The organism is Pseudomonas sp. AK181, from assembly GCF_051122975.1.
GTDB classification, from domain to species: domain Bacteria; phylum Pseudomonadota; class Gammaproteobacteria; order Pseudomonadales; family Pseudomonadaceae; genus Aquipseudomonas; species Aquipseudomonas lactis.
The window spans coordinates 3,567,723-3,592,156 of sequence record NZ_CP146348.1; the positions used below are offsets into that span (position 1 = coordinate 3,567,723).

8 protein-coding genes are annotated in these 24,434 nt (G+C 59.8%); 5 read left to right on the top strand and 3 right to left on the bottom strand.

What is annotated here, in order from left to right; genetic code table 11:
* Positions 1-118 precede the first annotated feature (118 nt).
* The 3 genes from pvdM to pvdO are packed head-to-tail and all read left to right on the top strand — an operon-like array spanning position 119 to position 3,658.
* A complete protein-coding gene (gene pvdM, locus V8689_RS16235) occupies positions 119-1,468 on the top strand; it encodes a pyoverdine-tailoring dipeptidase-like protein PvdM (RefSeq protein WP_056783838.1) in 1,350 nt (449 codons plus the stop codon).
* Between the two features lie 19 nt (positions 1,469-1,487).
* Complete coding sequence (gene pvdN, locus V8689_RS16240; RefSeq protein ID WP_056783837.1) at positions 1,488-2,756, top strand: pyoverdine-tailoring periplasmic protein PvdN; 1,269 nt, start codon at positions 1,488-1,490, stop codon at positions 2,754-2,756.
* Between the two features lie 29 nt (positions 2,757-2,785).
* Complete coding sequence (gene pvdO / locus V8689_RS16245) at positions 2,786-3,658, top strand: dihydropyoverdine dehydrogenase (RefSeq protein ID WP_056783834.1); 873 nt, start codon at positions 2,786-2,788, stop codon at positions 3,656-3,658.
* 109 nt (positions 3,659-3,767) lie between these two features.
* On the opposite strand, the gene V8689_RS16250 is transcribed toward pvdO, so the two are convergent.
* Positions 3,768-4,595: a N(5)-hydroxyornithine transformylase PvdF gene (locus tag V8689_RS16250; RefSeq protein WP_056783831.1), complete on the bottom strand. Its 828-nt coding sequence runs from the start codon at positions 4,593-4,595 to the stop codon at positions 3,768-3,770.
* A gap of 202 nt (positions 4,596-4,797) precedes the next feature.
* Here V8689_RS16250 and V8689_RS16255 point away from each other — a divergent pair, with 202 nt between their 5' ends.
* Positions 4,798-6,450, top strand: a complete 1,653-nt coding sequence (locus V8689_RS16255) for a cyclic peptide export ABC transporter (protein WP_056783828.1) — start codon at positions 4,798-4,800, stop codon at positions 6,448-6,450.
* A gap of 154 nt (positions 6,451-6,604) precedes the next feature.
* Entirely contained in the window at positions 6,605-8,995 is a 2,391-nt protein-coding gene (locus V8689_RS16260; protein WP_056783826.1) for a TonB-dependent siderophore receptor, read from the top strand.
* 287 nt (positions 8,996-9,282) lie between these two features.
* Here V8689_RS16260 and V8689_RS16265 read toward each other — a convergent pair whose 3' ends face one another.
* Positions 9,283-13,413, bottom strand: a complete 4,131-nt coding sequence (locus V8689_RS16265) for an amino acid adenylation domain-containing protein (RefSeq protein ID WP_056783822.1) — start codon at positions 13,411-13,413, stop codon at positions 9,283-9,285.
* Positions 13,413-24,431, bottom strand: a complete 11,019-nt coding sequence (locus V8689_RS16270) for a non-ribosomal peptide synthase/polyketide synthase (protein ID WP_434520572.1) — start codon at positions 24,429-24,431, stop codon at positions 13,413-13,415. The genes V8689_RS16265 and V8689_RS16270 overlap by 1 nt, the downstream gene beginning before the upstream one ends.
* Positions 24,432-24,434: the final 3 nt, after the last annotated feature.

Genomic DNA, 24,434 nt, shown 5'->3' on the forward strand with positions numbered 1-24,434 from the left:
TCAGAGCTAGAACGTTTGCAGCCCGATGAAATTTACCGCCCTGCCCCCGCCACCTAAATTTCCCCCGCCATCGCTCGTTCCTCCCTGATAGCAAAGGCCTCAACTGACTGAGATGGCAATGACAAAATCACGTTCGAAAAAGGCGCTGTATATCGGCCTGCCGCTGGCCCTGGCTATCGGCGCCGGGGCGGGCTTGCTGGTCTGGGATCAATGGTTCAAGGGCAACGCCGGCTACCCGCTGGAGGTGATCAAGCAGGCCAATGAAATGCAGGATCGCCTGTTGTCATTCGACAGCCACATCACCCTGCCCCTGGATTTCGGCACGGCGGGCAACGAGGCCGACAAGGATGGCAGCGGCCAGTTCGACCTGGCCAAGGCCGCCCGCGGCCGATTGTCGGGTGCTGCACTGACGATCTTCGGCTGGCCGGAAATCTGGAACGGCGCCAACGCCCCGCACAAGCCCACCGACGGTTTTGTCGAAGAGGCCCGCCACGAGCAGGAGGTGCGCTACAAGATCATCTCCGGCATGGTGCGTGACTTTCCCAACCAGGTGGGCATCGCCTACACCCCGGACGATATGCGGCGCCTGCACGGCGAAGGCAAGTTCGCGATCTTTATCAGCATGCTCAACGCCTACCCCCTGGGCAACGACCTGAACCAGTTGGACCTGTGGGCCGCACGCGGCATGCGCATGTTCGGCTTCAGCTACATCGGCAATAACGCCTGGTCCGACTCGTCGCGCCCGCTGCCGTTTTTCAATGACTCCCCTGATGCCCTCGAGGGCCTGTCGCCGATCGGCCAGCAAGCGGTGCATCGCCTCAATGACCTGGGGGTGATCATCGACGTGTCGCAGATGTCGACCAAGGCCCTGGAACAGGTCGCGCAGTTGAGCCGCACGCCGATGGTGGCGTCCCACTCGGCGCCACGGGCATCGGTGGACATCCCGCGCAACCTCAGTGACAAGGAACTGCAACTGATCAAGAACAGCGGCGGCGTGGTGCAAGTGGTGGGCTTCCCCGCCTACCTGCGCCCCTTGAGCCAGCCGACCCAGGACAAGCTCAACGTCCTGCGCGCACGCTTCGACCTGCCGCCACTGCCCAACCTGGCCATGGCCTTGATGCCCGGCGATGCAATCATTGCCGCCTGGCCCGAGCAACGCTTCGGCCAGTACGCCAGCGCGCTGTACGGCATTCTCGAGGAAGAACCCAAGGCCACCCTCAAGGACCTGGGCGACGCCATCGACTACACCGTGCGCAAGATCGGCATCGATCATGTCGGCATTGCCTCGGATTTCAATGACGGTGGCGGCTTGAAGGGCTGGGAGAACGTCGGCGAGGTGCGCAACGTCACTGCCGAACTGATCCAGCGCGGCTACTCCGAGGCCGATATCGCCAAGCTGTGGGGAGGCAACTTCCTGCGGGTGTGGGAGCAGGTCCAAAAAGCCGCCAAACCCTTGGCCAACCGCTAACTACTCACGAAGTAAGTCCATGACCGACCGCCGTACATTTCTCAAGCAGGCCGGCGTCTTTGCCGCAAGCCTGCCGCTGGGCACCGCGTTGCTGCCTCAGGCAGTGGCCGCCGTTACGAACGACCCATGGACGGGATTGAAACAGCTGTTCAACCAGGACCCGAGCTACCTGCATTTTTCCAACTTCCTGGTGGCCTCGCACCCAAGGCCCGTGCGCGAGGCCATCGAGCGCTACCGCCAACAGATCGACCGCAACCCTGGCCTGGCCATGGACTGGGACTTGCAGGAAACCTGGAAGCGTGAGGGCCAGGTGCGCGAGTGGGCCGGCCGTTACCTGAACGCCAAACCGGCGCAGATCGCCCTCACCGGCAGCACATCTGAAGGGCTGGCGATGATCTATGGCGGGATCAAGGTGCGCGCCGACCAGGAAATCCTCACCACGGTGCATGAGCACTACGCCACCGCGTTCAGCCTGGATTTCAGGGTGCGCAAGGAGCGGACCCAGGTACGTAAAATACGCCTGTTCAACAACGCCCATCAGGTCTCGGCCGACGAGGTGCTGGGCAATATCCAGCGCAACATTCGCCCTAATACGCGCGTGCTGGGCATGACCTGGGTACAGTCCGGCAGCGGCGTGAAATTGCCCATCGGTGAGATCGGCAAGCTGGTGGACGAACACAACCGCACCCGTGACGAGCAGGATCGCCTGCTCTATATCGTCGATGGCGTGCACGGCTTCGGCGTGGAAGACCTCGACTTCCCCGATATGCACTGCGACTTCTTCATCGCTGGCACCCACAAGTGGATGTTCGGCCCGCGCGGCACCGGCCTGGTGTGCGCCCGCGAGACCGAAAACAAATACGTCACACCGATGATTCCGACCTTCTCCGAAGACAAAGATTTCGCCACGACCATGACGCCCGGTGGCTACCACGCCTTCGAACATCGCTGGGCCGCCGATGAAGCCTTCAAGTTGCACCTGCAACTGGGCAAGGCACCGGTGCAGGCACGTATCCATGCCCTCAACACTGAACTCAAGGACCAACTGCTGGCCCACCCGCAGATCGAACTGGTCACGCCGCGCAGCCCCGAGCTGTCAGCGGGATTCACGTTCTTTCGGGTCAAGGATCAGGACAGCGATGCCGTCGCGGCCTACCTGATGAAAAACCGCGTGGTGGTGGACGCGGTGGACCGTGACGTCGGCCCGGTGATTCGCACCTCACCGGGCCTGCTTAACAACTCCGATGAGATCCAGCGCTTCATGGCCCTGCTGAGCCAGCGGTTATGACCCTTTTTCCCTTTGAACGAGATGCCTCCATGATTCCATCCCAACTCAAACCCCTCACCGCACTGGCACTCACCGCCCTGTGCGGCGCCCTGCTGCCCGGCCTGGCCCAGGCCGCCGCCCCACAACCGGGCAAGGTGTTCAAAGACTGCAAGGATTGCCCGGAAATGGTAGTGCTGCCCGCCGGCACCTTCACCATGGGCACGCCCGAAGACGAAGTGGGCCGCGAGCCCGACGAAGGCCCGATGCATGAGGTGACCTTCGCCAAACCGTTCGCCATGAGCCGCTTCCATATCACCGCCGGCGAATGGGACAGCTACGTGCGCCAGACCGGGGTGAAGATCGCCAATGGCGACGACCGCCCCGGCCGTGAATGCATCGCCAGCAAGCCGCGCTACCCCCAGGGGCCACGTCAGCCGGCGGTGTGCATGGACATGGACGACATCAAGCAGTACGTGAGCTGGTTGTCGAAGAAGACCGGGCACACCTACCAGATGGTCAGCGAAGCCCAGCGTGAATACGCCGCCCGCGCCGGCACCAGCGGCCCGTTCCCCTTCCCGTTCGACGAAGGCAAGGGCTACAGCATCGCCCAACACGCCAACACCTACGGCCCGGCGGACGGCTACAGCTATTCGTCGCCCGTGGGCAGCTACCCACCGAATGCGTTTGGCATGTATGACATGCACGGCAATGTGTATGAGCGGGTGGCTGATTGCGAGCACCCCAACTACGTCGGCGCGCCGACGGATGGCAGTGCCTGGGTGGAGCCCAACTGCGAGGCCTACCAGATTCGCGGCAATGACTGGGGCGAGGCGCCGGTGTTCTCACGCTCGGGCAATCGCAACAACATCTACCCGCAAACGCGCGGGGATTGGATTGGCTTTCGGGTAGTCCGCGAACTCTAACCCATTGTAGGAGCGAGCTCGCTCGCGAAAAACTCATAGACGCCGCGTTTATTCAGGAAGCGCGCGTCATCGTTGACGTTTTTCGCGAGCAAGCTCGCTCCTACAGGGTTCAGCCTTGTTTGGCCAACAGCGCCAAGCCTTCATGCAGCGCCGGGAACAGGCTGTTGTTGAAGTTGTTCCAGCGCAGCTCAAGGATGGTGTCCTCAGGCGAAATCTCGGTCTTGAGCACGTCGTGGAACACCTCTCCCGAATCGATGCCGTTATCCACGTAGTGGAATGACGCACCCGTCCAATACAACGGCTCGCACGCCTGCGTCGCCTTGGTCGCCCAGTCGGTAATCGCCTGCCCACGTGCGCCGTACAGGGCATTCCAGGTGGCATACGCCCCACGGCGTTCGTAAGGCGATTCGAGGCGGGTGATGCCCGGATGAATGTTCATGATGCGCCGCGCAAACGGCGCGCCCGGGCGCACCAGCTCGTCGAGGATCACCAGCAAACCATCCAGCACCACGATGTCAGCCTTCAACTCCACCAGGGTGTCATGCAGCCGACGCTCGAAATCCTGCTTGCCGGCGACATGTTCGGCGCTGCCCCGTGGCAGGCGACGATAGGTCGACGGCACGCTCAGCAGCAGGTCATTGACCAACGTACCCTGCACACGCAAATCCGCCGGGTACAACCACTGACGCCCCGGCTGGTAAGCAAAGCCATAGTCCGCCACCAACTGCTGGTCACGCGGGTTTTGCTCATCATCGTCATACACCACGCCCACCAGGTTGTAAGCCTCGCCCAGCGGCGTGTCGTTGAGCGAGCCCACCAGAAACTCCAACACCGATTTCATATAGCGCTCGTGGTCTTTATAGGCCACCGGCTGCCCCGCCTTGTCGGCGGCGGCGTTTCTCAGGGACCAGACATACACCAGGTTCTTTTTCGACATGTGTTTCGCTCTCGCTCAAAGGGCCACGCACGGCATTGATGCACGTGCGCCTACAGAACAAGAACGAACCAGGCCCCGGGCAATTTATCGCCCACGGCCACCGTCCGGCACGCCGCGCTAAATAGTCACGCTACAGCTTCGTTTGTCATGGGTAAGGGTCTGTGTGCCCAGCCCCCTCTTTTTCACTTTCCGGGAAGTATTTATGACCGACCCCAAGCGCGGCGCCTTCAAAGGTTTGCTCGCATTGCTCAGGCCTTTTCGCACTATCGTGACGGTCTCCGTCGCCCTTGGCATGGCGGGTGGCCTGGCCATTACCTTGCTGCTGGCGACGATTAACACTGCGCTGCATTCGTCTACCGGCATGACGCAAGGTGTGATTTTGACCTTCGCTGCGCTGTGTGCGCTTGCCCTGGTCAGCTCGATCGTCTCAGATATCGGCACCAACTACGTCGGCCAACGCATCATCGCCGCACTGCGCAAGGAGCTGGGAGAAAAGGTGCTGTCAGCACCTATCGAACAAATCGAACGCTACCGCACCCACAAACTGATTCCGGTGCTGACTCACGACGTCGACACCATCAGTGATTTCTCCTTTTCTTTCACCCCGCTGGCCATCGCCAGTACGGTGACTTTGGGCTGCCTGGGATACCTGGCGTACCTGTCGGTGCCGATGTTCCTGATGATGATCGTGGCGATTTTAATCGGCACGTCCGTGCAGTACGTCGCACGCTCTGCTGGGATCAAGGGTTTTGAAGCAGCTCGTGACCAGGAAGATGAGCTGCAACGCTACTACACCGCAATCGCTTCTGGCGCGAAGGAGTTGCGCATTCACAGGCCTCGCCGCTACCGGATGAATACCCATCGCATCCAGGCTACCGCTGATCGCATCAGCGATATCCAGGTTCGCTCGGTGAACATCTTCATTGTGGCCAAGACCTTCGGCTCCATGCTGTTCTTTGTGGTCATCGGCTTGGCGCTGGCGTTCCAGGCGTATAACCCAAACCCCGACCCGGCTGTGATTACCGGCTTTGTGCTGGTACTGCTGTATATGAAGGGACCGCTTGAACACGTGGTCACCGCCTTACCGATCGTCAGCCGCGCGCAGATCGCGTTCTCGCGCATCGCTGAATTGTCCGACCGCTTTTCGTCGCCCGAACCGCATTTGCTGCTCGAAGACAGCGAAGCACCAAAACCGGTGGTCCACAGCCTGGAACTGCGCGACGTAAGCTATAGCCCCCCAGCCGTGGAAGGCAGCGAGCCGTTCCACCTGGGACCTGTCAACCTGAGCATCAAGCAAGGCGATATCGTGTTTATCGTCGGCGAGAACGGCTGCGGTAAAACGACGCTAATCAAGCTGCTACTGGGGCTTTATCAACCGCAGTCGGGCGAGATCCACCTTAACGGCGAGGCAGTGATCGCCCCTACCCGCGACGATTACCGCCAGTTGTTTACAACCGTGTTCGCCGACTATTACTTGTTTGATGACCTGGTTCAGGGCGGCGGGCAGCAATCGATGGACAGTGCGGCCCAATACCTGGAACGCCTGGAGATTGCGCACAAAGTGACCATCAAGGACGGCTCATTCAGCACCACCGACCTCTCCACAGGGCAACGCAAACGTCTCGCCTTGGTCAATGCCTGGCTGGAAGAGCGTCCGGTACTGGTGTTCGATGAGTGGGCTGCAGACCAGGATCCGGCTTTCCGGCGAATCTTCTACACAGAGCTGTTGCCGGATCTCAAGCGCTTGGGCAAGACCATCATCGTCATCAGCCACGACGATCGCTATTTCGATATCGCCGACCAACTGGTGCGTCTACGCGCGGGCAAGGTGGTGCCTGAAATGGAGCCCGCTTGAATTTTTTTTCCGGTTTAGTGAAGGAGGAACGTCCCATTAAAGTTAATGAGAACCAACCTCAATAAATACCTATAATCTGCTAACCAAAAATAGAGAAGTGAACGCATCCATGTCAGTACGACTCGGTCTCAGCCCCCTGAGCAAAGCGCTGTCCATGCGACGGGCGATGAGCTTTAACTTGAAACCCTGTACGCTTGCCCTTGCGATCTCCCTGCCCATCGCCGGTTACGTACAAGCCCAAGAGATCGACGTCAACATTCCAGCCCAGCCACTGGGAGCGGCGCTGCAGGAGTTTGGCCGCCAGACCAATCTGCAGGTGCTCTACAGCCCGACGGATGTGCAAGGCAAAAGCAGCAATAGGGTAAAGGGCAAGCTGGCACCGACCCGGGCTATCGCCGCCCTGCTCCAGAACACCGGCATCAGTTATGGGCTGCAGGGCACTACCATCACCATTACGGCCAGTGCCAGTGAATCTTCCACGCTGGAATTGGGTGCAACCCAGGTTAGCGCCAACCAGTTGGGTACGGTGACTGAAGACTCAGGCTCCTATACGCCGGGCACCATCGCCACCGCTACGCGAATGGTACTGACCCCACGAGAAACACCTCAGTCGATCAGTGTTATCACACGCCAGCACATGGATGATTTTGCGCTGACCTCTATCGATGATGTGATGCGTCATACGCCAGGCGTCACTGTATCGAGGCTCGACAGCGAGCGGACCCAATACTTCGCACGTGGGTTTTCGATCGAAAACTTTCAATATGACGGCATCCCAACCCTGCGTAACGCGGCTTATTCGTCTGGCCAGACCCTGACGGACATGGCGATCTACGACCGTGTTGAAGTACTCAAGGGTGCCAATGGCTTGTTGTCCGGCGCCGGGGCCCCCGGGGCAACGCTCAACCTGATCCGTAAAAAGCCAACCAAGGACTTCAAGGCCAGCCTCGAATTGGGGGCGGGCAGCTGGGATAACTACCGTTCCCAGGTCGACGTCAGTGGGCCACTCACACAAAGCGGCAATATCCGCGGCCGTGCGGTGGCTGCTTATCAGGACAAGCACTCGTTCCTGGACCACTATGAACGCAAAACCAACGTGTATTTCGGCACGATTGAAGCCGATCTCAGTGAAGATACCCTGCTGACTGTCGGATTCGATTATCAGAACAGCGACCCATCCGGCGCAGGATGGGCAGGCAGCCGTCCGTTGTTTGACCGTAGCGGTAACCGCATCGACGTAAAGCGTTCGTTTAACAGCGCTGCCAAGTGGAGCAGTTGGGAGCAGTTCACCCAAAGCGCGTTCGCCACGCTGGAACACCAATTTGCCAATGACTGGGTGGTCAAGGGCCAATACACCCATCAATTCAGTGGTTACGACGCACAGATGGGGTCGATCCAGACAGGCCCATTCGTAGCGACCGGCCTGTCGACGCTTTATGCGAACAAATTCACCGGTGATACCCGCGCCGATTCCGGCGATATTTACGCCAGCGGCCCGTTCAGCTTGGGTGGTCGGGAACACGAACTCGTGGTGGGCGCCTCTGCGTCGAACTCCCACTGGAAGGGCAAAAACTACGCCAACCCGATTCACGCCAATGGACGAATCGTCGACTTCTGGAACTTCGACGGTGATTTCCCCAAACCCGACTGGGGCGCAGTGACCCAGAGGTTCGATGAAACCACCCGACAAACTGCTGGCTACGCGACTGCACGCTTGAACCTTACCGATGATTTTAAAGTGATCCTCGGCAGTCGCGTGGCCAATTATTGGCTGACAGGCACCAGCGACAGTACGGAAACCGGCAAACTGATTCCCTATGTCGGCGCCACTTACGACCTCAACGACAACTTTACCGCCTACGCCAACTACACCGAAATCTTCTACCCACAGACGGCGCGCGACCGGGACAACAAGGTACTGGAACCCGATGAAGGCAAGAACTACGAACTCGGTGTGAAAGGCGAGTTCTTCGACGGTGGGCTGAACACCAGCCTGGCCTATTTCGAAGTGCATGAATCCAACCGCGCGGAATCTGACACCGAATACAACGCCAACCCGACCAACCCAGCGATCAACGATGCCTCCAGGGGCATCAAAGCCAAGACCAAAGGTTTCGAAGCCGAGCTGTCCGGTGAGCTTGCACCTGGCTGGCAAGCCCAGGCGGGCTATACCCACAAGGTCATCCGCGACGAGCACGGTGATAAAGCGTCAACCCTGGAACCCCAGGACCAGATCAGCTTCTTTACCACCTACAAGCTCAGCGGCCCACTGGACCGCTTGACCATCGGCGGCGGCGCTCGCTGGCAGGGTAAAACCTGGCAATCGGTCTACAACAGCGCGAAATCTCGATCCGAAGACGTTCGCCAGGAAGCCTACTGGGTGGTCGACGCCATGGCCAAATACCAGTTCACCGACAAAGTCTCCACGACACTGAACGTCAACAACCTGTTCGACAAGCATTACCTCACCAACATTGGCTTCTTCAACACCGGCTATTACGGCGATCCGCGCAATGTCATGCTGACCACTCGCGTGGACTTCTGACTCCGGCGCTGCCGTTCGAGCCACCCAACCCCCGCTAATCGGCGTAATGCCGTTCAGTTAAGGCTTTTTGTAGGAGCGAGCTTGCTCGCGAAAAACTCACAGGCGCCGCGTTCAATCAGGAAACACGCGTTATCGTTGAGGTTCTTCGCGAGCAAGCTCGCTCCTACAGAGGGCGATATACGCTTAAGTGAACAGCATTACGCCAATCCCGCCAAACCTGGTCACTATCTGAGACTGCAAGAGAAACACCGGTACGAGACCGGTGTCCCAAGCCCAAACGCCAGGCCTCACTTGCGTATGACGCGCTTTACCGCGGATACAAACGAAGCGATGAACTCAGGGTTGTGGACGATCTTGTCATGGGTCGTATCGATCACCACCGAAGCCTCAACCCCATGGCCAATGCCTGCTTCAAGCGCCGTGCCAATAATGTGGCGATCCACTTCGGACTTGCTTTGAGCGGCCCACCAACAGCTCACTGGCGCGGCAATGCTCACGTAGTCGGCCTCTTTCAATCGCTCATCCAGCGCAAGTTTCAAAGCCCATGAAACATCCAGCTCCCCACCCTGCTGCAACTCACTGCGCAGGCTGGTGAACGTCTCGCCCAGGAACGCATCGGCCCACTCACAGAACATCGCCCACTGTTGAGCAGCTGTGGCGCCGCCGTGCTCGACATCCCGCCAGGCATGGGCAATGGCCTGTGCAGCATCAGGGAACATCACCGCCAGCAATGCCACACGCCGGTCCACTAACGTATCGCTGATTGCCGCTGGCTCGGCAATGGGACTCAAGGATTTTTCCCTTTCCCAGAACGCCGTGACACGCAAGGGTGGAGGCGCATCGATACACCCCACAAACGCGACTTCGGCGCCCTGTTCTTCTAGGACCGCCGCCACCTGCAACGCCAGATTGCCTCCCAGCGACCAACCTCCGAGGTAATACGGCCCCTGCGGCTGAGCCACCTGAAGCTGCCGGGCATATTCGTCGACCATCGCATCCCAGGTCGGCACTTCGCTCAACGGATCAACCAATGCACGGCAAATGACGCCGCGTACCGGCATCTCCAGGCGCAGCGCCATGCCAATGGCTTTATAGCAGTGTGCCGAACCGAAGCTTGGATGAAACAGGAACAATGACGGGCCACCCTGATGGCCGTTCAGATCAACAATCAGCGAATGATGAACCCCATCCGGTGCATCGCTTGCCAGAGCCCTGACGGTGGGGCGTGTCATCAGTTGGTTGACCGTGAGCACCAACCCGCAGTGAGCAGCCAGGCGTTCTTTCACCACCAGAAGCAGCAACGAGTGCCCACCCAGCTCGAAGAAGTTATCGTCAAGGCCCACACGCTCAACACCCAGCACTTGCTGCCAAACCTGCGCCACCTGTTGTTCCAGCGCTGTGAGCGGCGGCGCATAGTCGCGGTGCTCTGTACCCGCTTCAGGACGCGGCAGCGCCTTGCGCTCCAGTTTGCCGTTGGGGCTGAGCGGCATTTTCTCCAACAACACCCATTGGGCGGGCACCATAAAGGCCGGCAGGTGGATTGATAAATAGCCGCCAAGGGCTTCACGCCACTGAGGCACAGTCTCGTCAAGTACCACATACCCAACCAGTTGAGTGCCATCGAGCGCCACGACTGCCGCTTCACGCACCAGTTGATGTTCAAGCAGGCGTGCCTCTATCTCACCCAGCTCGATGCGCAGGCCACGCAGCTTGACTTGATGGTCGATACGCCCGGCGTATTCGATCACCCCATCAGGGCGGTAGCGCGCCAGGTCGCCGGTACGATACATCCGCTGCCCCACCCCGAAAGGGTTCGCGACAAAACGCTCGGCCGTCAACGCAGGCCGACGGTGATATCCGCGCGCCAGCCCTTTCCCCGCCAGGTATAACTCGCCGAGCACGCCGACGGGGACAGGCTCCAGGTTAGCGTCCAGTACATGGCAACCCAGGTTTGCGATGGGTTTGCCAATGGGCACGGCATCTTTGCCCTCATCGACACAGGTCCAGTGGGTGACGTCGATGGCCGCTTCCGTGGGGCCATAGAGGTTGTACAACCGGGTCTTGGGCAGCTTCGCAAATACCTGGGACTGCGCGTCGACGGGAAGTGCCTCACCGCTGCAAATGATGCGCTGTACACTGGTGCAACGCCCCACTTGGCCGTCCTGCAAGAAGGCTTGCAGCATCGACGGCACGAAGTGCAACGTCGTGACACGTTCGCGCACGATCAGGTCGACCAACTTTCTCGGATCGCGATGATCGTCGGGCAGCGCCACCACCAATCGGGCGCCGCTGAGCAAAGGCCAGAAAAACTCCCACACCGACACATCAAAGCTGAACGGTGTCTTCTGCAGCACGGTATCGCTGGCGTCCAATGCATAGGCTTGTTGCATCCAAAACAAGCGATTGGCCAGGGCTGAATGACTATTTCCCGCGCCTTTAGGCTTGCCGGTCGAACCCGAGGTGTAGATCACATAGGCAAGGTTTTCACCGCCGACCGCCACGTCGGGGTTCACCTGGCTGTATGCACTCAGCCAGGCGTCATCAAGATCCAGGTCAATACGCACCACATTGTCGGCCGTCGGCAGATTCACGTGCGACTGGCTCAACAGCAGCTCTACCCCACTGTCCTCAAGCATGTAGGCCTGACGCTCCTGGGGATAGCGCGGGTCCACAGGCACATAGGCGCCCCCGGCCTTGAGGATGGCTATCAAGGCCACGACCATCTCAACGGAGCGCTCCATCGCCACGCCCACCAGACTATCGGGGCCGACACCGTAAGCGATCAAGGCATGGGCCAGGCGGTTTGCGCGATGATTCAAGGCCGCATAGGTCAATTGTTCTGTGCCAAACACCAGGGCAGGCCGGTCCGGAGTACGTTCGGCGTGCTCTTCAAAGCAATGATGCACCTGCTCGAGAGGGTAATCAGTGGCGGTGGCATTCCAGGCATCGACCATCTGCCAACGCTCTTGGGCATCCAGCAGTGCCAGCGAATTGATCGAAGCGTGCGGCGCCGCAATCATTTCATTCAATAGGCGCTGCCAGTGATGCGCCATGCGTTCGATGGTTGTGGCCTCGAACAGGTCGGTCGCATAGCCAAATGAAGCCTGGATACTCGAACCCTCCTCGCAGACATTCAAGCTGAGGTCGAACTGCGCCGTGCGGCTTTCCCACTCCAACCCTTCCAGTATGAGACTGGATGCCTGTGCCTCGCTGTCGCTGCCGGCCCCTCGGTTCTGATGATTGAACATCACTTGGAACAACGGGTTGTAACTCAAGCTACGCTCAGGACGCAGTGCTTCAACCAACTGTTCAAAGGGTAAGTCCTGATGCGCCTGGGCCTCGAGTACCCGCTGACGAGCCTGGCGCAACAGCGTCAGAACAGTGGTGTGCTCGTCGATATCGGCTTTCAACACCTGGGTATTGACGAAGAACCCGATCAGACGCTGCGTCTCCACCCGGTTACGGTTCGCTGTCGGTACACCTACACGGATATCCCGCTGCCCGCTGTAGCGATACAACAGCGCCTGGAAGGACGCGAGCAGCAACATGAAACTGGTCGCCCCCTCGCGCTGGGCCAGAGTTCTGACACCCGCAGCCAGTGCGTCATCCAGTACCAGCTCCAGGGACGCGCCGCGATAGCTCTGTACAGCAGGACGCGGGCGATCCAACGGCAACTCCAGTACGGGTTGCTCACCACCGAGCAGCTTGAACCAGTATTCCAGTTGCCGCTCCTTCTCCCCTGCTTCCATCCAACTGCGCTGCCAGAGGGCGTAATCTGCGTACTGGATCGGCAAGGCGGGCAAGTCAATCCCATGTCCGTGGCTAAGAGCGGTATACGCCTGCACCACTTCTTCCACCATGACTTGCATCGAACCGCCGTCGGAGATGATGTGGTGCTGCACCAGCACCAACACGTGCTCCTCCTCGGCCAGGCGCAGCAACGTGATGCGTAACAGCGGGCCTTGTTCCAGATCGAAGGGCCGCGCAATCTCTTGTTCAATCCGCGCTTTGAGGTGGCCTTCATCGACCTCCTCAGGTGCCAGGACGATCGAAAGTCCTGGCAGCACCGCCTGCTGCGTGACCTCACCGACCCGACGAAACCGCGTGCGCAAACTTTCGTGTCGCGCGATCAGGTATTCAAAACTCTTCTGTAGCGCGGCGATATCCAGGCGTCCCTTGAGTCGCAAGGCACTGGGAATATGATAAGCGGCACTGTGCGGGTCCAACTGCCAGAGGAACCACTGACGCTCCTGGGCGTACGAGAGCGGCAATGCAGCAGCTTCAAGCCGCACTTGCGGAATAGGCAGGTTCGCCGGTGAAACACCCTCCTGCAACATCCTCTGCAGATAAACCTTGCGCTGCTCCAGCCCCAGGCCGATAAAGCGCTTCATGATTTTCTGAGCCATCTGGCTATCCATTACACCTCCTCCATTTCGTCGAGGAGCGAATCCAGGAACGACAGTTTTTCTGTACTGACACTGGTGCCCTGCCCCTGCAGGTGGTCTGCCAGCAGTTTGAACTGAGCATGCTGGAACAGCTCATGCACGCTGATCTTCACCCCCAATTCCAACTGAATGCGTGACATCACATTGATCACCAATAGCGAGTGCCCGCCCAGCTCAAAGAAATTGTCGTTGAGCCCTACCTGTTCGACGTCCAGCACGTCTTGCCAGATCCCTGCCAACTGTTTCTCAAGATCGCTTTGAGGTGCTACATACTCGCTCTGCGATACTTGGTTACCAGGCTCGGGCAACGCTTTACGGTCCAGCTTTCCACTGGGGCTCAACGGCATGCTGGGTAGGCGCACGAAGTATTTGGGCACCATGTAGTCCGGCAGTTGTGCCTGCAGGGCGTCGCGCAGTGTCTGGTTGTGCTCGGGTTCGTCAGAGGCCGACGGCTGGGCAACGTAGTAGCCAACCAATTGGCCGCCGCCGCTGCCCGAGCGCAGAATCACTTCGGCGTGCGCCACTTGTGCCTGACGCAGCAGCAAGGCGCGCACTTCCTCCAGCTCCACACGGAAGCCGCGAATCTTGATCTGCTGATCCAGGCGTCCCAGGTACTCCAAGGCGCCATCATCCCCCCAGCGCACTCGGTCGCCTGTGCGGTACAAGCGCCCTCCCGCACTGCCGAATGGGTCGGCAATAAAACGCTCGGCCGAAAGCCCCGCACGCCCGAGATAACCGCGAGCCAAGCCTTCTCCGCCAACGCACAATTCTCCGGCAACGCCGGCAGGCACCGGGTTCAGGTCACCGTCCAAGACCCGACAAACCACATTGCCCAAGGGCCGGCCGATCGGCGAACGCGCGCCGTCCTCCAAAGAGCATGCCCACCACGTTGCATTGATCGTCGTTTCAGTCGGGCCGTAACGATTGTGCAGCTCAACGGCCGGAAGGGTCCGCAGGATTTGATTGCGCAGTTCAGCACTCAGCGCTTCGCCACCAGAGAACATTCGGCGCACATGCACGCACTGCGCAACACCCGGCGTGTCCATGAACAGCTGCAGCAACGAGGGGACGAAGTGCAACGTGGTTACGCCGAATGCCTGGATCAACTCCATCAGGCGCACCGGGTCCCGGTGTTCGCCCGGTGCCGCTATCACCAGCCGGCTGCCGCTGATCAATGGCCAGAAACACTCCCATACCGATACGTCAAAACTCATCGGGGCCTTTTGCAGCAACACATCGTCGGCCTGCAAATGGTAGGTTTCCTGCATCCACGCCAGACGTTGTGCCAATGCGTCATGTGTCACCCCCACCCCTTTAGGGTTGCCAGTGGTGCCTGAGGTGTAAATCACATACATCAGGTTCTGGCCGCTCACTGCAACCTGCGGATCGGCATCGCCGCCGGCACTCAACCAAGCTTGATCACCGTCCAGGCTCAGGCACTGCACGCCTTCAGCCGGCGGTAGGTCCAGGTCCGACTGAGTCAGCAGCCATTTAACGCCACTGTCCTTGAGCATGTAGGCGAGGCGTTCTTGCGGATAGTCCACGTCAAGCGGCACGTACGCGCCGCCAGCTTTGAGAATCGCCAGCAAACCCGCCAGCATGTCGAAAGAGCGCTCCAGGGCGATACCCACCAGCGAGTCAGGACCCACACCTTGTTTTATCAATCCGTGCGCGAGGCGGTTGGCGCGCCGGTTCAACGCATCGTAGGTCAATTGCTGGTCGTCAAAGATCGCTGCGATTGCCTTTGGCGTACGGCGTACTTGCTGCTCGAATTGGTGCTGGACAAGACTGTAAGAGCCGCTATTGACCACTCCATTGCCTTGCGCCATCAGCGCCCGGTGCTCCGGCGCTGTCAATAGCGTCAATTGCGCCAGCGCCTCCTGCGGCCTGGCAACCATTGTCATGATCAGATGCAGCAAATGCTGATGCAGGCGTTCAACCGTAGTCGCCGCGACTTGGCCAAGGTCATAGGTGTAGTGCAGGCTAAGCGTTTCACCGGAACCGACGGCAATCGACAAGGGGTAATGCGTCTGCTCGCGACTCTTCACCTCGCCGAACCGAACCCCCAGCGGGGCCCCCTGCTCCAGGACCTCTGATACGGGATAGTTCTCAAACACCAGAATGGTGTCGAACAACGCCTCACCGCCCAATCCGGCCAGGCGCTGTAGCTCGAACAACGGCGTGTGCTCGTGCTCGCGCAATGCAAGATTCTGTCGCTGGACTTGCTGCATCCATTGCGCCGCGGTCATGTCTGGCCGAGGTGTTGCCACAACCGGCAGTGTATTGATGAATAAACCGACCTGCTGCTCCACGCCGCGCAGGTCCGCGGGACGTCCCGAGACGGTGGCACCGAAGGCCACGGTGTCCTGCCCGGTGTAGCGTTGCAACAATAATAGCCAGGCCGATTGCACCAAGGTGTTGAGCGTAATCTTCTGCCCCTGGGCAAATGCTTTTAGCTTGGTCATTTGCGCCACTTGCAGCTCATGCGCGTACTCCCCAAGGCACGATGCAGTCTGCTCCTTGTTGCGCGGCAGTGCCTGGAACAACCGTGTCGGTTCGTCCAGATTGGCCAGTTGCGTCTTCCAGAAGGCTTCGCGCAGGGTTTTATCCTGGGACTGCACCCACTCGATGAAGTCGCGGTAGCGCGTGAGCTGAGCTTGCGGAGTCACGCCTGCGTAACGCTCCAGTACTTCGCCGAGCAGCTGGGAACTGCTCCAGCCATCCATCAAAATATGGTGGCTGGTGTAGATCAACTGACAACGCTGCGGCCCGGTGTGGGCCAGTGCGATACGCACCAGCGGCGGATGCTCCAGGTTGAAACCTTGTACGCGTTGCGCGTCGGCCAGACGGTCCAGCATCTGCTGCTGCCCGGCGCCCTCAGGACATTCGGTTTCAATAAACGGCAACTGCACGTGGCGATGCACGACTTGCAACGGATGCTCCAGGCCGCCCTGCCAGATAAAGCCAGTACGCAGGATGTCATGGTTATCCAACGCAGCCTGCCAGGCATCGCGAAAGCGCGGAACATCCAAGCCATCTATGTCCACGCGCATCTGGTTAACGTAATCACCCGCCTGCGGTTCATACAACGCGTGAAACAACATGCCTTGCTGCATGGGCGACAACGGATAGACGTCTTCGGCGCCCGCCAATTCGAACTGCTCCAGTTGCGCTTGAGTGAGCGCGGCCAGCGGGAAGTCGGACGGCGTCGCCCCCTGATGGGATGACAGGCAGCAATGCTCGATCAGTTGCTTGAGTTCTTGTGCGTACGCGTCAGCCAACCGCTGCACAGTGGCTTCACTGAACATTTCACGGCTAAAGCTCCAACTCAGGTTCAGCTCACCGCCGTAGACCTGGCCGTTAATCTCCAGCCAGTTACCCAACTGGGCCTGTTCGCTTTGTTCAGGCCCAGCCTCCTCGCCCGTCGGAGTAAAAAAGGCCCCCGTGGCATCCTCTTCGAAGGTCCCGTCGAACTGGCCCAAGTAGTTGAACGTAATGCGCGGCTGTGCCAGCCCGCTCAACACCTGCCGAGCATGATTATCACCCAGGTAGCGTAGCGCGCCGAAGCCGATGCCTTTGTCCGGCACCGCGCGTAACTGCTCCTTGATCCCCTTGATCGAATCCGCAAGGTTCGCCGCAGGCGTCAACGCCAATGGGTACATACTGGTGAACCAGCCGACAGTGCGGGTCAGGTCCATATCGTCGAACAGATCTTCACGGCCATGGCCTTCCAATTTGACCAGTAGCGAATCACTGCCTGTCCAGCGGGTAATCACGCGGGACAAGGCGGTCAACAGCAAATCGTTGACCTGTGTGCGATACGCCGCTGGCGCCTCTTGCAAGAGGCGACGGGTAAAGGACTGATCCAGGTGGGTGGTCACAGAAATTGCCAGCGCGTTATTCAGGCCACCCTGCGGGTTGTCGCATGGCAAACCGGCATCGGTGCCCTGCAATTGTGTTTGCCAGAATCGCAGCTCTTCCTGCAATGCCGGGCTCTGTGCATGGGCCTGCAAGCATTTTGCCCAGGCCTGGGTTGAACTGGTCTTGGCCGGCAATACAATTGCCTGCCCGCTTTGACGCTGGGTATAGGCGGTCTGCAGGTCCTCCAGCAGAATGCGCCACGAAACGCCGTCCACCACCAGGTGATGGATCACCAGCAATAGTCGTTGGGACGCATCCGGCAACTCAACCAGCACCGCACGCATCAACGGTCCTTGCGCCAAGTCCAGACTGCGTTGTGCCTCCCGGCCTAGAGACTCAAGCGCCCCAACAGTTTCCAAGTGCCTGTGCCAGAGCAGATCGCCGTATGAGGCTACATCGCGATACTCAGCCTTCCAATGGCCCGATAACTGACTGAAGCTCAGGCGCAATGCGTCGTGATGCTCGATCAACGCCAACAACGCAGCGTTCAAGGTCGCTTCATCCAACCGTGTACCGGGGCGTAGCACCACGGACTGATTCCAGTGGTGACGTTCGGCAATATCTTCCTGAAAAAAGTACTGATGAATCGGCAACAGCAGTGCTTCACCCGTGGCCAAGCCTTGCTCGATGATGAGCCCCTGCCCACCTGTCTGAGCGACGGCCGCCAGGCTCTGTACCGTTTGATGCTGGAACAGATCCTTGGGGGTGAAGCGAATACCGATCTGTCGGGCACGGCTGACCACCTGGATCGAGATGATCGAGTCGCCGCCCAACTCGAAGAAGTTGTCATTCAACCCCACACGCGGCAGGCGCAGTACATCGGCCCAGAGGCTGGCAATCTGCTGTTCCAACCCATTCTGTGGCGCCACATACACCTGCTGCAATTGGCTGGCATCCGGCTGTGGCAAGCCCTTGCGGTCGAGCTTGCCGTTGGGCGTCAGCGGCATTTGTGCCAGAAACATGAAATGCGCCGGCACCATGTAGTCCGGTAAGCGAGCCTTCAGTACACGACGCAAGGCATCACGGAACTCAACCTCGTTAGCTTGAGTGGCGGCAGGCACCACGTAGGCCACCAGTTGCTTTCCATTCGGCCCCTCTTGGGCGACCACTACGGTTTCGCCCACGCTGTCCTGTTCACGCAGACGCGCTTCGATCTCACCCAACTCAATACGGAAACCCCGGATCTTCACTTGGTGGTCCACACGCCCCAGGTAATCCACCACGCCATCCGCACGCCCACGCGTCAGGTCGCCGCTGCGATACACGCGACTGCCCGGCTTGCCGAACGGGTCCGGTACGAAACGCTCGGCAGTCAGTGCCGGACGCTCCAGGTAACCCCGGGCCACGCCCTCGCCGCCCAAGTACAGCTCGCCGGCCACGCCGATGGGTTGCAGGTTCAGTTGCGCATCCAGCACGTAGCCACTGCGGTTGCCCAGCAAGGTGCCGATGGGCGCATAGACAGCGCCGCAGGGGTCGCCTTTGCGTGCCTTCCACAGCAGCGGCGTAACCACGGTTTCGGTAGGCCCGTAGCCGTTGAACAGGTATTTGGGTTTCAGCGCGCGCCACGCCAGGTCATAGCTGGCTTGAGCAACGGCATCACCACCGAAGCAATACACCCGCACCGCCGGCGGGTTGCCGTCGCGCTCGGCGTGTTCGGCCAACTGTTGCAGGTACACCGGCGGGAACACCGCCATGGTCACGTTGTGGCGATGCATCTGCTCGTAGGTGTATTCCGGCAGCCATAGGCTGTCATCACGGATCAACACGCTGGCGCCGTTGATCAGCGGGTGCATCCAGCCTTCGTGGGAGCCGTCGAAGGCGAACGACATGAAGTGCAGTTCGCAATCGCTTGGTGAGGTTTCATAACGCTCGCCAGTGGCGATGATATGCGCCACCAACGGCCCGTGGGACACCGCCACGCCCTTGGGCAAACCGGTGGAACCGGAGGTGTAGATAACGTAGGCGAGGTTGTCGCCGTCCAGCGCCACATCCGGCGCTGTATCGCTGTAACCGGCCCATTCTTCCGTGCGATCAATCGCCAGGGTATCCAGGCCCTCGGGGACCGGCAGCTGCTGCAACGCACGGCTGTGGGTCAGCAGCAATTGCGCACGACTGTCTTGCATCATGTACAGCAGGCGATCACGTGGGTATTCGATATCCAGCGGCACATACACGCCACCGGCTTTCATCACCGCCAGGAACGCCACCATGCTCTCGGCACTGCGCGGCATGGCGATGGCCACCCGCACTTCCGGGCCAACGCCACGGGCAACCAGGGCATGGGCCAGGCGGTTGGCCTGGCGATCCAGCTCGCCATAAGTCAGGGTTTGCGCGTCGAATTTCACGGCGATTGCTGCCGGATTCTCACGGGCACGGTCGGCCACCAGCTCGTGCACCAGGCGCTGGGCCGAAAAGCCTGAGTCGGTACGATTGCAAAGCTGCAGAATGTGCTGTTGCTCGTCGGCACCGAGCAGGTTCAACTGGCCAATCGTCTGCTGCTGATCGGTAACCAACGCCCGCAACAGGTTTTGCCAATGACGAGCCATGCGTTCGATGGTGGCAGCGTCAAACAGATCGGTGCTGTAACCCAGGGAGGCCCAAAGCCCGTCACGGCTGTCATGAGCATCCAAGTCCAGATCAAAGTGAGCCGTGCGGCTTTCCCAAGTGAGGTTTTCGAAACGCAGTTGCGTGAATGTCGGCGCATCGACGGTGGGTCCGTCGGCCTGGTAATTGAACATCACCTGAAACAGCGGGTTGAGGCTCAGGCTGCGCTCCGGTTGCAACGCCTCCACCAGTTGCTCGAACGGCAGGTCCTGATGAGCCTGGGCTTCCAAGGCGCGCAGACGTACCTGAGCCAGTAACTCGCGCACGGTGGTGTGCCCGTCAATGTCAGCCTTGAGCACTTGGGTATTGACGAAAAAGCCGATCAGACGCTCGGTCTCAACCCGGTTTCGATTGGCAATCGGCACACCGACGCGGATGTCTTGCTGGCCGCTGTAACGATGCAAGAGGGCTTGGAAGGAAGCCAGCAGCAGCATGAACATCGTCACGCCTTCAGCCTGGGCCACCCCTTTAAGGTCTGCAGCGAGCGTGGCCGGCAGCAACACCTCCAAACGTGCACCGCGATGGCTTTGCTGGGCCGGACGCTGATGATCGAACGGCAACTCAAGGACCGGCTGTTCACCGCCCAACAAGTCACGCCAATAGCTCAGTTGCCGCTGCTGTTCCCCGGCCTCCATCCAGTCGCGCTGCCATAGGGCGTAGTCGACGTACTGGATCGGCAGTTGCGGCAGTTGCAGGTCCCGGCCTTGGCTGTAAGCGGCGTACAACTGCATCAACTCCTCGACCATGACTTGCATCGACCAGCCATCGGAAACGATATGGTGTTGCACCAACACCAGTACATGTTCCTGCGCAGACAGGCGCAGCAAGGTCACGCGCAACATCGGCCCCTGCTGTAAATTGAACAGCCGTGCGATCTCCGCTTCGACCCGCATTTGCACATCGGCCTCTTCCACCTCGGCCAACACGATAGAGACAGGGGCGCACGCTTGAATGACCTGCACTGCCCCCTCGTCCGTCTGCTGCACATGTGTGCGCAAGCTTTCGTGGCGTGCCACCAGGGCATCAAAACTGCGCTGCAAGGCAGCAATATCGAGTTGGCCGTGCAGGCGCAATGCGCTGGGGATATGGTAAGCCGCGCTGTCAGGGTCCAGTTGCCACAGGAACCATTGGCGCTCCTGGGCATATGACAATCGCAACGGCTGATCACGATTGGCCACTCGCATCGGCGGCGCCGACGGCGCTGCGTGCGCCTTGTCAGCCACCACGCTGGCCACAAAGCCTTGCAGACGCGGCTGCTCGAACAGGCTGCGCAGCGGCACATCACGCCCAAACAACTGACGCAACTGCGAGATGACTTGCATCGCCAGCAACGAATGCCCACCCATTTCAAAGAAATGGTCCGTCAACCCCACTCGCTCGACGCCCAGAATCTTGGCCCACACGGCCGCCACTTGCTGTTCCAGCGCAGTCACCGGTGCGACCCATGCCTGCTGTAACTGGCTGGCATCCGGTTTGGGCAGGGCTTGGCGGTCGAGCTTGCCGTTGGGGTTGAGCGGCATGTGTTCCAGGAACATCAGATGCGCTGGCACCATATAATCAGGCAGTTGCTCGCGTAGCACGCGTTTAAGTGCGTCGGCGTCTTGGGGGTCGGCCACCAAATAGGCAACCAGCTGGTTACCGGCCGCCAGAACCAGGACTTCACGCACGCCCTTCTGGGCCTGCAATAGCGCTTCGATCTCTCCAAGCTCGATGCGAAAACCGCGAACTTTTACTTGGTGGTCTACCCGGCCTACATACTCGATAACACCGTCAGCGCGGCAACGCGCCAGGTCGCCGGTGCGATACAGACGAGCGCCGCCGCCACCCAATGGGTTAGGCACAAAGCGTTCGGCGGTCAGCGACGGGCGGTTCAGGTAAGCACGGGCCAGGCCGCATTGGCTGGCGATATACAACTCACCCACTGCACCCAGTGGCGCCAGGTTCAGGTCGCGGTCCAACACATACAACCCACGGCCCGGTAGCGAGCGGCCAATCGGACTGGCTGTGCCGCCAACGATGTCTTCACCCGTCGTACAGTCCAGTACGCTTGAGACCACGGTAGCCTCGGTCGGGCCGTAGGTGTTGAGCAGCCGTACATGCCCCAGACCGGCTTTCAACCATTGAGCCGGGCCTTCCAGCGGCATCGCTTCGCCACCAATATGGACCTGACGCAGCGCGCCATACGAACGTGGCCCCGCCGCCAGGCAGTCAAGCAGGAACAAGTTCCAATAGGCTGTCGGTAAGTCCGCCAGGGTAATGCCCTGAGCGATGATTTCTGCATATAGCCGTGCACTGTCCCACAATTGGGCACCACGCAAGACGACGGTGGCCCCATGGGTCAATGCCGGGTAAAGCTGCTCGACGAAGCCATCGAAGTTCAGGGTCGAGAATTGCAGCACGCGATCATCAGGCACCAGACGGGAATAATCGGCGGCGATGCTGGAAAACTCAGTCAGCGCCGCATGATTGATCGCCACGCCCTTGGGTTTGCCGGTGGAGCCGGATGTGTAAATCACATAGGCGAGGTTCAGTGGGTCCACTGTCACCTGCGGGTCATTTTGCGCACAGCGTTGCAACGCCTCTTCGGCGCGATCTATGTCCAACCGTGCAACATCACCAGGCAACGCCAGCTGCTGCGTGGAGTGGCTCAGCACCAAACGTACATCACTGTCTTGCAGCATGTGCAAAAGGCGCTCGCGTGGGTATTGCGGATCGAGTGGCACATACGCACCACCGGCCTTGAGGACCGCCAACAGGCTAATGATCATGGCTAACGAGCGCTCTACCGCGACCCCAACCATCACCTCGGGGCCGACGCCCTTGCCGATGAGGTAGTGGGCCAACTGGTTGGCCTGGCGATTCAACTGGGCGTAGGTAAGCGACTGATCGTCAAGGCAGAGCGCGACGGCCTCCGGCCGCTGCTGCGCCTGCACTTCAAACAAGCTATGAACACAGCTTGCAACTTCTGACGCGGCGGCGCTGTTGTTCCAGTCGCCCAACAGTTGCCGCTGCTCTTGACTGGCCAGCATCCCCAACTGGTCGATACGCTGCTGCCCAGCATTGGCGAGCGTATGCAGGAGCGTTTGCCAATGCAGCGCCATGCGTTCCACGGTGGCCGGTTCAAACAGGTCGGTGGCGTAAGTCCATGAGGCGCAGAGTCCTTGATCGACTTCCTCGGTGTCCAGGCTGAGGTCGAACTGCGTACTCTGCTCTTGGAACGACAGCGCCTGCACGGCCAGGCCCGGCAATAGATGCCCGCCAGTGGATGCGCGCCCCTGGACCTGGTGATTGAACATCACTTGGAATAAGGGGTTATGGCTCAGGCTGCGCTCAGGTTGCAACGCCTCCACCAGTTGTTCGAACGGCAGGTCCTGGTGGTTCTGAGCCTCCAGCGAACGCTGTTTGACCTGGGCCAGCAACTGACTGAACGTCATCTGCCCATCCATATCAGCCTTGATCACCTGGGTATTGACGAAGAAGCCGATCAGGCCCTCAGTCTCGCCACGGTTTCGGTTGGCGTTAGGCACACCCACACGGATATCGGATTGACCGCTGTAGCGATACAACAAGGTTTGGAACGAAGCCAGCAACAGCATGAACAGGGTTACGCCCTCGCGTTGCGCCAAGGCCTTGAGGCTGGCGGCCAATGCAGGCTCCAGCACAACATCATGGCGTGCGCCCCGGTAACTCTGCCGGGCTGGCCGCGGATGATCCAAAGGCAACTCCAGCACCGGTTGCGCGCCACCCAACTGTTGGCACCAATAAGCAAGCTGACGCGCTTTCTCTCCGGCTTCCATCCAGCTGCGCTGCCACAGGGCATAGTCGGCATACTGGATCGACAACGGCGCCAACTGACACTCAAGGCCTTGGCTGAACGCAGCGTAGAACTGCATCAGTTCTTGCACCATGATCCCCATTGACCAGCCATCCGAGACAATGTGGTGCTGCACCAGCACCAGCACATGTTCGCGTTCGCTCAGGTGCAACAAGCTCAGCCGCAATAACGGACCGTGCCGCAAATCGAATGGCCGCATAATTTCTGCCTGCACATTGGCCTGCAACTGCGCTTCGTTCACAGCGCGCTCAGCCATCTCTATGTGCGCATGTTCCAGTACCACTTGGGAGCGGCTTTCGCCGTCCAGATTCAAGCGCGTACGCAAGCTTTCGTGGCGCGCCAGCAAGCTGTCGAAACTGCGCTGCAACGCCTGCTTGTCCAAACTGCCGCTGAGGCGCAATACGCCAGGAATATGGTAAGCAGTGCTTTCTGGGTCCAGTTGCCAGAGAAACCACTGGCGCTCCTGGGCATAGGACAGCGGCGTAGCCTGGCCGGCCTCGCGCACCGAGGCAATCGGCAGCTGAGCGAAACTCATGCCCCGGGTTTGCAGGCGCTGATAAAACTGCTGGCGCTGCTCCAGAGGCAAGCGAAGAAAGCGCGACACCAGGTCGATATTTGGGTTGGAAAGCATGGT